Raw genomic sequence first — 15,252 nt, forward strand, 5'->3', positions numbered from 1 at the left:
GTCTGATTGCTTTGATAAACCTAAATTTAAGGCTTTGCAAAGCGACGGCTGGAGCCTAAATTTCCGTAACAGACATATTTGCCATGCCTAACTAAGGGTGGTGAAGCTGCCCCGCGTGGATCTGCACCCGGTAATCTTGAAGAAGTTGCGAGCGGTGGCAGCGCAAGTTGCTCGACCGAGGGCGGCAGCTACCACGAATTCAGCCGCGATGATTCGCCTGCTTGCGATTTCGGCAAAAGAGCCCACGTTGCGCGCCCTTTTTGCCAACCTGACTGTCCTGTGAGCCATTCCCATCCTACTGATGACCTCCGCGTGGCGGAGATCCTGCCGCTGATCCAGCCTGCCCTGCTGATGCACGACATCCCGCTCGGCGAAGCAGAGGCGGTTTTTGTGGAACAGGCACGTCGCAGTTCCGAGGCGATTTTGAACCTGAAGGATGACCGCCTGCTGGTGGTGGTGGGGCCCTGCTCCATCCACGACCGCATGTCCGCTCTGGAATATGCGCAGTTGATCGTCGCTGCCCGTGAAAAATACTCGGCGGATCTGGAGATCCTGATGCGGGTGTATTTTGAAAAACCCCGCACGACGGTGGGGTGGAAGGGCTTCATCAATGACCCGCACCTCAATGAGAGTTACGATATCAACACCGGTTTGCGTGGTGCACGCGGCCTGCTGATGGATCTGGCCAAAATGGGCGTGCCGGCCGCCACGGAGTTTCTGGATGTCATTACGCCTCAATACATCGCCGATGTGGTGGTGTGGGGGGCCATTGGCGCCCGCACGACAGAGAGCCAGGTGCATCGCCAGCTCGCTTCCGGTTTGTCCATGCCGGTCGGTTTCAAAAACGGCACGGATGGCAGCATTCAGACTGCTCTGGATGCCATCCAGGCTGCCGCCGGGCAGCATTGCTTCCTCTCCGTGACCAAGGATGGCGTCGCTGCTATCGTGAAAACCCGTGGCAACGAGGCCTGCCACGTCATCCTGCGTGGTGGCAAAACGGGGACCAATTTTGATGCCCAGTCCATCGAGTCCGTGGTGAACCAGCTCAGCACACGCGGCCTGCCCGCAAGTGTGATGGTGGATTGCAGCCACGGCAACAGCCTCAAGGATTACCGCAAGCAGCCGGGCGTGGCCCAGTCTCTGGCGGAGCAGATGAGTGCGGGCAGCAAAGCTATCACCGGGGTGATGATCGAAAGCCATCTGGTTGAGGGCCGTCAAGATGCCAAGCCCGGCCAGGCCCTGACCTATGGCCAGAGCATCACCGACGCCTGTGTGAACTGGCCCGCCACCGAGTCCATGCTGGATACCCTGGCTGCTGCCGTGCGTGCTCGCCGGTTGGCGTGAGGTGGTTCCTGAGCTTCATTTTTCTGTTGCCCGCTCCCGCTGGCGCTTCTGGTTCATTGCTTTTCTTTTCCAGTGATCGCCGACCCTATCGAGTCTTTCTCCCGTGCTCGCATCCTCGTTATCGGGGATGTCATGCTGGACCATTTCATCTGGGGCGCGGTGCGTCGCATCTCACCGGAGGCCCCGGTGCCGATCGTGGAGGTGACCAAGGAAACGACCTTTCCGGGTGGCGCGGCCAATGTGGCGCGCAACCTATCCGCCTTCACACCTCATGCCTACCTGATGGGGCGTGTGGGCAAAGACAGCGCTGCGGGGGAACTGCGCCGCCTGCTGCACGAAGAAGGGGTCAATACGGACCCGATGCTGGAAAGCAGCACCCTGCCCACCATTGCCAAGACACGCATCATTGCCCGCCAGCAGCATGTGGTGCGGGTGGACCGTGAGACGATCCAGAAGCTCTCTCCCGAAGAGCTGGATGAAGTCTGCCGTGGAGTCGAGGCGATGCTGCCGGAGCTCGATGGTCTCATCATTGAGGACTACGGCAAAGGCTTCGTCACGCAGGCCTTTGCGGACCGGGTTCTCGGCCTGGCCAAAGCGGCAGGTAAGCTGGTGACGGTGGACCCGTCTCCCCACAATCCGCTGAACTGGCGCGGAGCTTCCCTGGTGAAGCCCAATCGTCTGGAGGCCTTTGCTGCGGCAGGCATCCAGGACCAGCGTACGCCAGGCCCGCCTTTGGAAGACAAACGTTTGCTGGAAGTCGGTGAGCAGCTTCTGGATCAATGGGCCGTGGGCAAAGTACTCATCACTTTGGGCGAGCAGGGCATGATCCTTTTCCAACGCGATGCGGCACCGCACCACATCCCGACACAGGCCCGCGAGGTGTTTGATGTCTCCGGGGCAGGGGATACGGCCATTGCCTTCCTCACACTGGCGATGGCGGTGGGCCTGAGCGCGGAAGAAGCCGCGAACGTGGCCAACCATGCCAGCGGCATCGTGGTGGGCAAGCTGGGCACTGCCCGCGTGATGAAAGATGAACTGCTGAAATCCTTCGAAGACTGATCTCTATGTCCGAATTTAACTCCATGCTTCAGGGCCATCTCGATGGCCACCTCGCCACGCTCAAGCGCCTGGATGAATGCCGCGAGACACTGGCGGCCATCGCCGATGCCTGGGTGACGGCGCTGAAGTCTGGAAAGAAAATCCTGTTCTTTGGCAATGGCGGCAGCGCGGCGGATGCCCAGCATCTGGCGGCGGAACTGTGCGTGCGTTATCGCATCAATCGCCGAGCTCTCGCGGGGCTGGCTTTGACGACCGATACATCGGTTCTTACCGCCCACAGCAACGACTACGGTTTTGAAACCGTCTTCTCCCGTCAGGTGGAGGCCTTGGCTCAACCGGGTGATGTCGTCGTGGGGATCTCCACCTCCGGCACCAGCAAGAACGTGGTTGCCGGGCTGAAAGCGGCCCGTGAGGCTGGCTGTGTGGTCGTTTCCTTCACCGCTGAAAAAGGGGCCGATTGTGCGGCCCTGGCCCACCACGCCTACTGCGTGCCCACCCCCATCACCGCCTATGCTCAGGAATGCCACCTGCTGGCCGGGCATGTGCTGTGCGAGTATGTGGAAGCGGCCTTCAAAGACTGAGTCCCTGCTGCCTTTTTGGGTAATGATTCCTCATGGGACTGGGCCGAAAAATCTCCATGGCTACCGTCGCTCTGCGACTGGGCCGGCGGTTTGAGGACAAGGCGGAGCTCCTGCGTCTGTGCGCCTGCTACGGCGGGCTGAGCCCGTTTCGTGGGGGGCTCTTAACGGTTGAAACCACCGCACCAGGAGCACCCAGACTGCACCTCCGCCATGCCCAGCCCGATACCATCCTGCTGGTAGAAGTGCTGATGGAACAGGACTACCGCTGCCTGGAGTCGCTTTCGTTCACCCCTGCGTCCATTCTGGACATTGGTGGCAATATTGGCCTGGGCAGCTTTTATCTGAAGTCGCTTTTTCCGGAGGCTGACATTACCGGGTTCGAGCCCTCCCCGGCGGAGTTTGAAATGCTCACCGCTAATTATGCGGAATGGCCGGGCTGCCGGGCTTTTCAAAATGCCATTGGTGATGTGGACGGTGCGCATCTTCGTTTCGCCGTGCATCCAGATCGCACCGGCGGCCAGCATGTGCTGGGGGAAGGGGACTCTGGAGACTGGCAAGAGATCCAGGTCATTGCAAGGCGGGTGGACTGCCTCATCAAGGAAGGCGTCGTGCCGGTGCCGGATCTGGTGAAGATGGACATCGAGGGGGCCGAGGTGATGGCCTTACAGGGGTTTGGTTCTTATCTCTCCCAAGTACGCGCCTTTGTGCTGGAGACCCATTCGGCGGATCTTCATGCCGCCTGCATCCGGCTGCTGACCGATGCCGGGCACACGGTTTTGAGTGATGTTTCCCGCTCGCCGGAGGCGCGGATTCTTTTTACCGAAAAGCGGCCCTGATGGCCTAACAGAATGTAATCCTATGGATCGCGCCTATTGGAGAAGCCTGTTTGCCACGATGCCCTATGCCATGCTGGCCAGCCTACGCCAGCATGGGATGAAGGGCGGGTATCTGGCCCTGGCCGTTTTTGTGTTTCGTCGCCTCTGGTTCCCGGTGCAGATGGGGCCTGTCATCCGGCTGACCAATTGGCGGGAGGCGGCCAACTACATGGACAACTTCATCCTTGGTGAGTTGCGTCATCCCGACGTGGAAAAGCTGGTGCAGAGCCAGCCTGGAGCGGTGATTGAGGTGGGTGTCAATGTGGGCATTACCAGCCGTTGGTGGCTTGCACAAAACTCGGCGGTGCAGGTCATCGGCGTGGACATGATGCAGGAGGCCCTGGACTACACTGGTCGCTGTGTGGCGGAATTAAATCAGGCCCGCCGCTGGCACCCTGTTGTGGGGGCAGTGGGCGATTCCTTCGGCAGCATGGGGGTGGTCTTCGACGATCCTCTGGAAGGCACCAACAGCCTGGACAATGCCCAGGGCGGCCACCGCCGCACAGTGGAGGTGAATACGCTGGATGCCTATCTGCAGCGTGCGCCGCAACTGCCTCCCCTGCTGCTGAAGATCGACATTGAGGGCCATGGTGCAGCCGCTCTGCGTGGGGCTGACAAACTGTTGCAAACGGTGCCCTGGGTGGTGGTGGAGACCCACCATGCGGAGGAGCTTTCACAGTCGGCTGATTTGCTTTCACGCAGCGGGTTTGGCCTGCGGCATTTCCACGGGCGAACCATGTGGTGGTCACGGGTGAGCTGATATGATCCTGCGCAATCTCTCCTGGCTCACGGTTTCGCAGATCGTGCGTCTGGTCACGGGCCTGTTTGTCGGCACGTGGCTGACTCGTGCGCTGGGGCCGGAGCAGAATGGTTTGTTAGGCACGGCTTTGGTCATCAGTTCCCTGATGGGATTCACGGCAGAGTTGGGGCTGCGGCAGGTTTTGATCAAGGAACTGGCCACGCGGGGCGATGATGCGGGGCTGGTGCTGGGTACGGCGGCGCGTTTGATGCTGGGCTGGGGGCTGGTGTGTTTTGGCCTAGCCTGCGCCGTGGCCTGGTGGTGGGGCGGGGCGGAGATGCTGGCCGTGGGCAGCATCCTGTATGCCTCGCTGCCTCTGAACGCCTACCTGGCTGTGCTTTCCCGCTGGGATGCGGCTCAGCAGTCTCAGCGGACGGCGCGGCTGGGTATCCTGGCCAATGGGCTGGCGGCGCTGGCTCGGGTGGTCTGCATTCTGGCCGGGGCGGATCTGTGCTGGGCCGCCTTCACCATCGTTCTGGAGGTGGCCATTTCGGCCGCCGTCGCCTTCGCCTGGGCCTTGCGGCACGGCTGGTGGGCGGAACTCCGGTCTTGGGATACCCAGGTGGCGCGCTCCTTGCTGGCGGAGTCGCTGCCGTTGTTTCTGGCGCACTCGGGCACCCTGCTGCTACTGAGGGTGGATCAGTTGATGATCTACCAGATGCGCGGCGCGGCGGAGGCGGGCGTCTATGCGGCGGCTACCCGTTTGTCGGAAATCGTGTATGCTGCCGGACCGCTTGTCATCATGACCTTCATGCCCATCCTTTCCCGCTCGTTTCAAAATGAGCCTGCGAAGTACCTGCGGCAGTGCGCCTGGCTGTTTGGCGCACTCAGTCTGGTTGCTTACGGTTCCATCGTCTTCTGGTGGCTTGCTGGCGGAGCGGTGGTGGAGCTGCTGTATGGAAAGGCGTTTGAGCAGGCTGCTATGGTTCTTTTGGTGCATGGCATCGCCACGCTGCCTTATCTGCATGGTGAACTGAGGAGCGCCCTGTTGGTGATCGAACGCAAGACGGTGTGGAGCATTCGCTGTGCGCTCGTGGGGTTGGTGCTGAATGTGCTGCTGAATCTGTGGCTGGTGCGGGATCATGGCGCTGTGGGGGCGGCCTGGGCCACGGCGATCGCCTACACTCTCGTCTGGTTCGGATCGTCCCTGGTGCTACCGGCACTCAGACCTGTGGGGCTGCAACAATTAGCGGGACTGGCATCTCCCGTTTGGTTTTGGCGCGAATCGCGGCGATGGAAGCTGCTGATGTCATGAAGGGCGAACTTTTGGATCTAGTGAATCTCCGGCGCGTGGCCATCGTCCGCTGCTGCGGGCTGGGCGATGTGGCGCAGATGACGCCGCTGCTGCAGCAGATCCGCCACGATGCCCCGCAGGCCGTGGTGGAGGTTTTTCTGAATGCCAATGTGGCTCCGTTGCTTGAGGGATCCGAATGGGTGGACCGCGTGCACGCCATTCCTGTGGCTGATTTTGTCGCCACGCGGAGTTCTCCTTTTTTGAGCCAGCTCTGGGCCAAGGTCCGACAGCAGGGAAGCTTCGATGCCTTGTTTTGTCTGGACCTTTCATGGTCCCGCACATTGCTTTCCGGTCGGGTTAAGGCCAGCCGCCGCATCGGCTTTCGCACGGAAGGATGGAAGCCGTGGAGCCCGCTGGATTTTACCGTGACCGTCCCGCTGGACTATGCGCGCAATGCGGACCACACTTCTCTCTGGTTTCTGCGCTTATGGTTAGGTCCGACGGACATGAATGATTTTGGGTTCGGGCCGGAGCTGGGGCATCTCCGCGAGGCCCGCTCCACCCGGCTGGCACGGCATGTGGCCTTGGTCCCCAAGGCTGGGAATGACTTGGTGCCGGGCGATCTGAAACAATGGCCGATGCAGGCCTGGCCCAAGCTAGCGGCCCACCTGCTGAACCAGGGTTGGACGCCGGTGGTGATGGGACGCCAAGGGGACTTTGACATGGCCTCCATGCCTCCAGGAACGCTGGACATGCAGGGGCGGCAAAGCGTCACCGAGGCGGCGCGCTACATTTCGCGCTGTGCAGGGCTGATTGGCAATGATTCAGGCCTCTATCATCTAGCGATGGCGCTCGGCACACCGGCGGTGGGTCTGTTCGGCCCTACGGCAGTGGCCCGCACGGGCCCTTTCCGCTCGCCGCATGGGCTGGCACTGACGGCTGCGCTGCCCTGTGTGCCCTGCTGTGCCAGCCAATGTACGGTGGCGGCGGAGGGCCGTGAAGAAAAGGACCGTCCGTTCTGCCTGTCCTCGCTCACACCTGAAACTGTGTGTGAACGTGCGATCAAACATTTCTCCCGCTCATGAATGAAGGACGCGCAGGCGCTGTGTTTCCGATGATTGTGCTCGGTGGGGTGGGCATGTTTGCCCTCGCCTCCATCCTGCTCACGGAAGGCAACACCATCGGCGAATTTTGCCGCTACCTGCTGGTGGGGGGCTTTCTGCTGAGTGTCGTCTCGCCGCGCATCGGCTTTTATGTGTGGCTGACTTTTTGTGGCTACAATGATTTGCTGAAACGGCTCATGATCATGGGCGGGCGAGTCAGCCATGGGGACCTGCCTTTTGTGCTGGGCATCACTCCAGCCATGTTTGGCGGCGTCGTTTTAGCTCTCGCCCTGGGAGGGCTGATGGGAACCCGGCGGCTGGTTTTTCGCGATCTGGTGGCACTGGTGGCGGGCGGTGTACTGATGGTGGGCACCGGCGCGCTGGCCTACATGAAGGGGGGCGTTGGATTGAACGGTGTCCTGCAGGCCATGGCAAACAACGGACTCTACGCCCTGCTGCTCTTCGTGCTGCCCATGCTTTTTCGCAATGTGGATGAACTACAGCGGCTGTGGCGGTTTCTGGTGTTCGCTTTTCTCCCAGTGGCGATCTATGGCGTGATCCAGCAGTTGCAAGGGTTTGCGGAGTTTGAAATCGAGTATTTGCAGACGAACCTGAGCATTGAGATCAAGCAGCTCGGCACCGGGGAGGTGCGTGCTTTTTCCACCCTCAATTCACCGAGTGCCCTTTCGGTAGTGTGCGCTGCGCTGGCGGTGGTGAGCCTGTTTTTAGGTTATGCCCGACGGGAAAAAGGCCGGAAGGCGGTGCTGCATCCTGCGTTGGCGCTGCTATGTTTCGCCATCCATTTCGCCGGTCTCATCGCCTCCACCAGCCGCACGCCGATCTTCATTGTGCCCATCGCACTTTTTGGCGGCTGGTGTTTCTTTTCCAAGCCGCGCACACGGGTTTTTTATGCGGTGACGGGAGGCAGCTTCCTGGCCTTGGTGGTGGCCTCGCCATGGCTGGTTCAGCGCATTGATCTGGTGAATGAATTCATTGGCCGGTTGGCGACCCCGGGCAGCTTCATGGGACGGATGCTGACGGTAGGCACCTATTGGGACCGTCTGGAAGGCTTTGCCACGGTGCTGATGAATGCGGATGCCTACACGCTTCTCGGCTGGGGCATTGATGAGCATGGCGAGGGGCGCTTTCATTTCCATGATCCGCTGAGTGAGGTGCTGGTTCGTTTCGGGACGCTGGCACTCTTGTTCCTGCTGGTGTCGGGGTTTCTTTTTCTCATGCTCAGCCACCGCCAGGCATGGCGTCTGCACGCCGAGCCAGATCGCCAGTTTGCGGCGCGAATGATCGGCCTGGCTTTTGCCCTGGTGGCGGTGTCCCTGATCAGCGGCAGCATCCTCACGGTTTTCCCTAACAACGTGTTCTTCTGGCTTTGCCTGGCCGGGGTGGCCGTGCTGGCGCGACAGCAGGCGCTGGCTGCACGGGCAGAAAGGCAGGAAAAGTTTAAGCAGGCGGTCTCACCGATTGCCCGGCCAGCGCAACCCCTTGTGCAGCCCATGCGCCCCCGGATCCGCCGTATCGGGATGAGATCATGAAAATTTCCTTCTCTGTCCTCCGACGTTTTGCCCGCCTGTGGCCGCTGGTGCGGGGGCGTGACTTCATGCTGAGAAACATCCTGTGCAGGCCGGCCTGGCGAGATGCCCTGGCAGGTGAAGGCTCCCAGGTGCCGACTAGGGCCGGGTTTCCCATGAAGGTGAATCCTGGCAATGATTTCATTTCCATGGGCCTGAAGCTTTTTGGCAACATCGAGCCGGTCACAGAGGCCTTCATCCTTTCGCATGTTCCTGAGGGGGGCGGCTTTGCGGACATCGGTGCAAACGTGGGCTACTTCTCCCTGCTGGTCGCTGCGAAACGTCCGGGCTCCCACGTGCAGGCCTTTGAACCGAATCCTCCCATTGCCAGTCTCCTGGAGGAGAGCGTGGCCCTGAATGGCCTAACCGACCGTGTGACCGTGAATCGTCTGGCTGTTGGGAATCAGGCGGGAGTGCTGCCTTTCCGTCTGCATGATACGAATACGGGGCACTCGCGTCTTGCGGCAGACGGCTCTGCCGGGGACATTGAGGTGCCGGTGGTCGTCTGGGATGCCTGGTGGGCGCAGAAGCAGCCTGAGCCAAAAATCCATTGCGTGAAAATGGACATTGAGGGCGCCGAACTGCTGGCCCTGCGCGGGATGAAGGCCTTTTTTCAGCGGCAAAAGCCGGCATTGGTGGTGGAGGCCTACGATCATCAGCTTCGTGAATTCGGCTGCACGGCGGCGGAGTTGAAGCAGTTCATTCTCGATCTCGGCTACCAGGAAGCCCGGCCTGCCGATGGCAATTTTTACTTCATCCATTCCTCCCCCTGATGTCTCTTCTCCGTTCACTGGCCCGCCGCTGGCTTTTCACCTTCAATACCATCCGCTACCGGGTGGAGTGGCCGCGCATCGAGCAGGCCATGCGGATGACTCCCTGCCGGGGGGTGATCTTTGACGGAGGGGCTGGCTCGGGAGAGTTTGTGCGCCGCTGTCTCGCGCTCGGTTTCGAGCAGGCTGTCGCACTGGAATATGACGAGGGGAACTATGCGCAGCTACAAGCCAATGCCGGACGGCTGCCGAATGTCCGCACGATGCGGGAGTCCCTGCTGGAGATCCCCATGCCGGATGCAAGTGTGGATGTGGTCCTCTCCACCCAGGTCCTGGAGCACATCACCGATCATGAAAAGGCCGCTTCAGAACTGTGCCGCATTCTCAAGCCGGGTGGTTATGCCGTGATCACGGTACCGCGTCCACCGGAGCCTTTTCCCAATCCGGAGCACATGCGTGAAGGCTACACGGAGGAGCAGCTCACGGCCCTGTTTGCCCCCTATGACATGAAGGTGCTGGGCAATGACTGGTTCCTGACACGGGATACGGTGGATCGCATGATGAACTGCGCCCGCCTGCCTCTGCGCGGCATGTTTGTGCCAGTGGCCCTGGTGGATGCGGAGACTCAACTGACGCCGAAGGAGCGGCGGGCCCTGCGCCCATATGGGTTGCTGGCAGTGTTTCAGAAAAACGCTTGATGGCCGGATCCAAACAGCAAACGGGGAGACGTGTGCTCTGGCTGGACCCTTTCTTTCAAGGAGGGAGACCCACCACGCAGAGCATTCACCGTGCACTGCCCTGGATGCTGGACAGGGGATGGCAGATCGAGATCTGGTGTCTAGACCATGACGAGGTGGATGCACGGGCCGAGGTGAAACGGCTGCCCCGTGCACGCTGGCTGCGTCTTTTGGAGCCTCTTTGGTTTTGGTTTCTGGCTTGGCTGCGGCTTACTTGGCTGCGTCTGTGGGCTGGCAAGTGGGACATCGTCCACACCACCGGGCCGGATATTCCAGGAGCAGATGTGATGTCCCTGCACTTTCACAACCGCACCTGGATCGGCCTTCAGTGGCGGGAGCAAGCCTGGTCCATCAAGGAGAAGCTGAGGATCCTGCATACGATGATCGGACTGCTGCAAGAAACGGTGGTGCTGCATTCCAAAAGATGGCGGGTGATCCTGCCGGTCTCCGAGGGATTGGCCGAACGAATCCGTCCTCAGTTGGCGAGTGAAAAGCGGATTCAGGTGCTGCCCAATCTGCTGGATGAGACACGCTTTCATACGGGTGTCAGGCAGCAGTACCGCGAGGCCGCCCGGTCGCAGGTTCATGCGGCGGAGACCGACTTCATCTTCATTTTTGTCAGTACGGGGCACTATCAGAGAAAAGGTCTATGGGCAGCCCTACGCAGCCTTGATGTCTGCCGGACCATGGCTCGGAATGAGTGTGGCCTGCGGCTGCGCTTCCTGATCGTGGGGGCGGGAGAAAAGGCGCAGGCAAGCCTAATCCCGCAACTGAATCAAACTGCCCCGGACTGGCGAGACTGGGTCAGCCTGATGCCTCCCACACCGGAGGTGGAGCGATGGTATGCCGCAGCGGATGCCTTTCTGTTTCCCTCCCGATACGAAACTTTTTCTCTGGTGGCGCTGGAGGCTTCCGCCTGCGGCTTGCCGCTGCTGGTCACGCCTTACGACGGGCATGAGATGTATCTGAAGGAGGGTGTCAACGGTTGCCTGCTGCCCTGGGAGCCCGAAGGCATGGCGACGCGCATTGGCGAATTTTTGAAGACGGATCGACATTATCTGAAGCCTGGGCCGGATCGTTGCATCCACGCTTCCGGTTATGCCGAAGTGCTGGATCAAACCTACCTGGAGATCATTCGCGAAAGGTCCCTATGAAACCTGCGGTACACATTCATCTGGCCCCTGCACATCCGTGCATGGGATGGGTGAGCATGAATCGTTACTGGCAGGCGCTGAGGAATGAATCGGCCGGGGAAAGGGACGTTAGTTCACTCGTCACGGCAGGCCCGGTGGAGGGGGCACCACTGTCTTGGCTACTGAGGCAGTGGACTCGGCGTGTGGCCTACCCGTGGCAGGTGCGTGGCCAAGTGAAAGAAGGCGTGCTGCATGTTCTGGATCACAGTTTTGCGGATCTCCTGGCCTGTGTGGGGGCGCAGGTAAAAACGGTGGTGACCGTGCACGATCTCATCCCGCTCACGGATCCCGCCGATCTGACACCGGCCCAACGGACACGCTTTCAAAAGACCGTGGCCTGGGTGGCACGGGCGGACAAGGTGGTGTGCGTCTCCCAGCATACACGCGGGGAGGTGCAGCGGTTGCTCGGGGTCGCCGAGGAGAAGCTGCATGTGCTGCCGAATGGCACTTCAGAGCTGGCGATGCCGGACGACGGAATGACCCGACGACTGGCCGCACTGCCGCCATTTATCTTCAGTGTGGGTGGCACGCGTCCTCGCAAGAACCTCGGCATGCTGGTTCCGCTGGCCCGTCATCTGGCGGAGCAGGGACAACGTGTCTGCATCGTCCGTGCTGGGGCCTCGCTGGAAGCATCGCTGGCTGCGGCCATCCGTCAGCATGGCGAACTGGTGGAGCTGGGCCTGGTGAATGATGCGGAGCTCGCGGCGGCATACGCCAGCGCGGCTTTGACGTTTGTGCCTTCGTTGCAGGAGGGGTTTGGCCTGCCGGTATTGGAGGCCATGCAGGCGGGATGCCCGGTGGTTTACAGCCTCGCCACCAGCCTGCCGGAGGTGGCCGGGGACGCTGGCCTGGGTTTTGATCCTGAGGATGCGGGCGCAGCCACTGCCCAGTGCCTGCGGGTGCTGAAGGATGCGGAAACCCGAAACCAATGCATCGCCGCAGGCCGTGCGCGTGCAGCGGGGTTTACCTGGCGCGCTCATTGGCTGGGCCTGCGCCAAATTTACCAGGAACTACAGCACGCATGACGGCTTTCACTCACACTCATGGAAAGGTGCTGGCGCTGCTGGGCTTGCTACTGACGGCACTGCTATTTTGGCAGCCCTATGCGGCGGGGTATGGGGACTTTCGTCTCACTCTTTGGCAAGAGCTGTTGATCCGGTGGAGGGACCCCACCTGGCAGCACGGCTTCCTGGCTCCCATCATCGCTGCCTGGCTGGTCTGGCGGCAGCGCGCAGCCCTGGCGGCACTGCCGGTCAAAGGCAGCCTTTGGGGACTGGTCGGCACGGGTTTGGCTTTGCTGTTCTATTATGCAGGGTACAAGGCGAACAACTATTACTTAGGTGCTTTCGGCGTGCAGTGTCTGTTGGCCGGAAGCGTGCTGTGGCTGTGGGGTTGGGAGCAAGGTAAACGGCTTTTCTTCGCTTGGCTGATGTTGGGATTCATGTGGCCGCTGGTGTTTCTGGAAGAGACGCTGGGCTATCGGTTGCAGGTGCTGATGGTAGAGAGCGTCTCCATCGTACTGAACCTGCTGCAGGTGGATACGATCCGCGATGGCACGGCCCTGGTCTCCGCCCCTGATCCTGAGGCCGGGCGTGTTTTGGGGCAGCTCTTTCATCTGCGGGTGGATGGGCCGTGCAGCGGCATGCGCTCGCTCTTTGCGCTGCTGATGGTCTCGGCCCTGTTTGGTTATTTCAGTCAGCGGACCTGGGGGAGGAGACTGGCCCTTTTTGCCTGCAGTTTTCCTCTGGCCATTCTGGCGAACATGGTGCGCATCTTCATTTTGTTAGGCGGCACCGTCCTGTGGGGGGCAGACTTCGCCATCGGCAATGCCGAACAGAAAGTCTCCAACTTCCATTTTGCCTCAGGCATCGTCGTTTACCTGGTGGCTCTTGCTGGGTTGCAAAAGATTGGGGGACTGATGAACCGTATGCTGGGCAAACCCACTTTGCCAGCCACGCGTGAGACTGCCACGCCCTCCGCAGCCCTGCCTGCTTTTTCCTGGATCGCCCTGGGGCTGCTACCCTTGATGGTGGCAGGCACGCTGGTGGCCTGCCGTCTATCGCCCGAGGTGAAGGCCGGTAATGAGGCCGGGGTTCTGATGGAACTGCCTGCTGGTATTGGCCGCTTCATCGGGGATGAGGAAGCCCCCGACAAGGTGGAAAAGGAACTGCTGCCAGCGGATACCGAGATTGTGAAGCGTCGCTATCGCACGCTGTCCTCGCCTGAATGGCGCGATGTGGCCAACGTCACGCTTGTGCTCTCTGGGGCGGAAAGGCGCAGCATTCACCGTCCTGAAGTTTGCCTGGACGGGCAGGGGTGGACGCTTCTGAATTCGCGAGTGGTGCCAGTGGAGATCGCCCCAGGACAGGTGCTGGAGGTGAAGGACCTGCTGATCGAGCGAGTGTGGGTGGCCCCAGATGGCACACGCAAGCCGCTGCGTGCGCATTACGTGTACTGGTTTGTGGGGACGGATGTCACCACACCGCACAATGCCACACGGGTGTGGCTCAGTAGCTGGGACAACATCAGCCGCAATGTCAATCATCGCTGGGCCTATCCGAGCATCAGCGCCTGGGTAACAGAAAATCTGGATCCGTCCGAAACCGGACAGCGCCGTCGTGGTTCAGAAGAGACGATGGAAGTCATTACCGGGCTGATACGCGACCTGGCCCCCCGTTTTCAAAAATCCCTGATGCCGGAGGTTTCCCATGCCCGTTGAGACTGCCCCCAGACGCCTGGACAAGGACACCGAACTGCTGATTGATGCCCTGCGCGGCATCGCGGCACTTCTGGTGCTTTTCACTCACGCCTTTGATCTGGCTGTTTCGGATGCCTATGGCTGGAACTATGCGAGCAACCCGGAGGGCTGGCGCTGGGCACGAGCCAGCCTGGGGCATGCAGGTTTCTTGGTCTGGTGCTTTTTTATGATTTCTGGGGTGTGCATTCACCAGTCCATCTCCCAGAGCCTGGCCCGGGGGCAGTTTAATTGGAAACAGTACGCACTGGCACGGATCACCCGCATTTATCCCTTGTTCCTCCTGGGGCTGGGGCTGGCGCTGCTGGCCTGGGCCTTTCATGAGGACTTCGGGGAAGGATACAATGCCACGCCTTGGCGGGAGCTGGCGGCCAGCCTGTTCAGCCTGCAGATCTTTACCACGCCCTTTCCTGCCTATGAGACCTCGTGGAGCCTGAGCTGCGAGATGATCTATTACGCCGCCTGGCCGATCATCCTCTTTTTGATGCGTGGGCACGTGGGCCGGGCCTCGGCTTTCTCCCTGATTTCTGTGCTCCTAGTTATAGGCGGCATCATGGTCCTGTGGAAGGTGGGGCATGAGATGGAGACCAGCGCTTTTGTGGAAGGGGCCTGGACGGTGGCGGTGCTTTTTCCAGTCTGGGTTTGCGGGGCCTGGCTGGCGGCAAACTGGGGCAGTGACAGGCTTTCGATTTCTCATCGCACCTGGAAAATGTCCATCCTGCTATGTCTGCTGTCTGAGGGGCTGCTTGTCGTGATGAAGTTCAAGGAATACCCAGCCTGGGCCGTCCACATGGCGGGTTGGAGTTCCATTCCGGGACTGATGCTTTTCCTGGCGGGTGCACGTCATGCTCGGTTGGCTTCTTGGGTCAGGGCGCGGCCTGTGTGCGCCTGGCTGGGCCAGTTCAGCTACCCCTGTTACATCCTGCACATGCAGCTTCTTCTTCTTCTGGACCATTGGGTGGATGAATACGCAGGGCAATGGGTGCACAAGCACCCGCTGTGGCATACTGCCCTTGAGTTCGGGGTGGTATTGCTGCTGCTGGCTTGGCTGGGGCCACGGCTGGAAAGGCTGACGATGCGCTGGCGGGCGTCATTTCTGGGGAATACTCGCCCCCCGGTGAAAGTCTAAGACCTGCGCAAGCAACTACTCAATGTAGTCCTGGACGAAAAAGAAATTTCAAAAAATATTCAATATCTCCTAGATTTATCATAAAAT

14 protein-coding genes are annotated in these 15,252 nt (G+C 60.5%); all 14 read left to right on the forward strand.

Annotation, left to right across the window (positions count from 1 at the left end; all coding sequences use genetic code 11):
- The first annotated feature begins 279 nt into the window (after positions 1 to 279).
- Complete coding sequence (locus ABEB25_RS01945) at positions 280 to 1,344, forward strand: 3-deoxy-7-phosphoheptulonate synthase (protein WP_345734695.1); 1,065 nt, start codon at positions 280 to 282, stop codon at positions 1,342 to 1,344.
- A gap of 72 nt (positions 1,345 to 1,416) precedes the next feature.
- Complete coding sequence (gene rfaE1 / locus ABEB25_RS01950; RefSeq protein WP_345734696.1) at positions 1,417 to 2,403, forward strand: D-glycero-beta-D-manno-heptose-7-phosphate kinase; 987 nt, start codon at positions 1,417 to 1,419, stop codon at positions 2,401 to 2,403.
- A gap of 5 nt (positions 2,404 to 2,408) precedes the next feature.
- Positions 2,409 to 2,984 carry a D-sedoheptulose 7-phosphate isomerase gene (locus ABEB25_RS01955; RefSeq protein WP_345734697.1) on the forward strand — a complete coding sequence of 192 codons (576 nt, stop codon included), beginning with the start codon at positions 2,409 to 2,411 and terminating at the stop codon, positions 2,982 to 2,984.
- Positions 2,985 to 3,040: 56 nt separating this feature from the next.
- Positions 3,041 to 3,820, forward strand: a complete 780-nt coding sequence (locus tag ABEB25_RS01960) for an FkbM family methyltransferase (protein ID WP_345734698.1) — start codon at positions 3,041 to 3,043, stop codon at positions 3,818 to 3,820.
- A gap of 22 nt (positions 3,821 to 3,842) precedes the next feature.
- The gene (locus ABEB25_RS01965; protein ID WP_345734699.1) at positions 3,843 to 4,619 is read left to right on the forward strand and encodes an FkbM family methyltransferase; all 777 of its coding nucleotides are present in this window, start codon (positions 3,843 to 3,845) and stop codon (positions 4,617 to 4,619) included.
- A gap of 1 nt (position 4,620) precedes the next feature.
- Entirely contained in the window at positions 4,621 to 5,913 is a 1,293-nt protein-coding gene (locus tag ABEB25_RS01970; RefSeq protein ID WP_345734700.1) for an oligosaccharide flippase family protein, read from the forward strand.
- A complete protein-coding gene (locus ABEB25_RS01975; RefSeq protein ID WP_345734701.1) occupies positions 5,892 to 6,977 on the forward strand; it encodes a glycosyltransferase family 9 protein in 1,086 nt (361 codons plus the stop codon). Before ABEB25_RS01970 ends, ABEB25_RS01975 begins: the two co-directional genes overlap by 22 nt.
- Entirely contained in the window at positions 6,974 to 8,545 is a 1,572-nt protein-coding gene (locus ABEB25_RS01980; RefSeq protein ID WP_345734702.1) for a hypothetical protein, read from the forward strand. Before ABEB25_RS01975 ends, ABEB25_RS01980 begins: the two co-directional genes overlap by 4 nt.
- A complete protein-coding gene (locus ABEB25_RS01985; protein WP_345734703.1) occupies positions 8,542 to 9,354 on the forward strand; it encodes an FkbM family methyltransferase in 813 nt (270 codons plus the stop codon). The genes ABEB25_RS01980 and ABEB25_RS01985 overlap by 4 nt, the downstream gene beginning before the upstream one ends.
- Entirely contained in the window at positions 9,354 to 10,049 is a 696-nt protein-coding gene (locus ABEB25_RS01990) for a class I SAM-dependent methyltransferase (RefSeq protein WP_345734704.1), read from the forward strand. The genes ABEB25_RS01985 and ABEB25_RS01990 overlap by 1 nt, the downstream gene beginning before the upstream one ends.
- Entirely contained in the window at positions 10,049 to 11,242 is a 1,194-nt protein-coding gene (locus ABEB25_RS01995; RefSeq protein ID WP_345734705.1) for a glycosyltransferase family 4 protein, read from the forward strand. The genes ABEB25_RS01990 and ABEB25_RS01995 overlap by 1 nt, the downstream gene beginning before the upstream one ends.
- A 56-nt stretch (positions 11,243 to 11,298) precedes the next feature.
- Positions 11,299 to 12,306, forward strand: coding sequence for a glycosyltransferase family 4 protein (locus tag ABEB25_RS02000; RefSeq protein WP_345734706.1), 1,008 nt, complete (start codon positions 11,299 to 11,301; stop codon positions 12,304 to 12,306).
- Positions 12,303 to 14,000, forward strand: coding sequence for an exosortase/archaeosortase family protein (locus ABEB25_RS02005; RefSeq protein WP_345734707.1), 1,698 nt, complete (start codon positions 12,303 to 12,305; stop codon positions 13,998 to 14,000). Before ABEB25_RS02000 ends, ABEB25_RS02005 begins: the two co-directional genes overlap by 4 nt.
- Positions 13,990 to 15,165 (forward strand): acyltransferase family protein, encoded by a 1,176-nt coding sequence (locus ABEB25_RS02010; protein ID WP_345734708.1) that lies wholly within the window; start codon positions 13,990 to 13,992, stop codon positions 15,163 to 15,165. Before ABEB25_RS02005 ends, ABEB25_RS02010 begins: the two co-directional genes overlap by 11 nt.
- The last annotated feature ends 87 nt before the right edge of the window (positions 15,166 to 15,252 follow it).

It is taken from the genome of Prosthecobacter algae (genome assembly GCF_039542385.1).
Lineage (GTDB): Bacteria > Verrucomicrobiota > Verrucomicrobiia > Verrucomicrobiales > Verrucomicrobiaceae > Prosthecobacter > Prosthecobacter algae.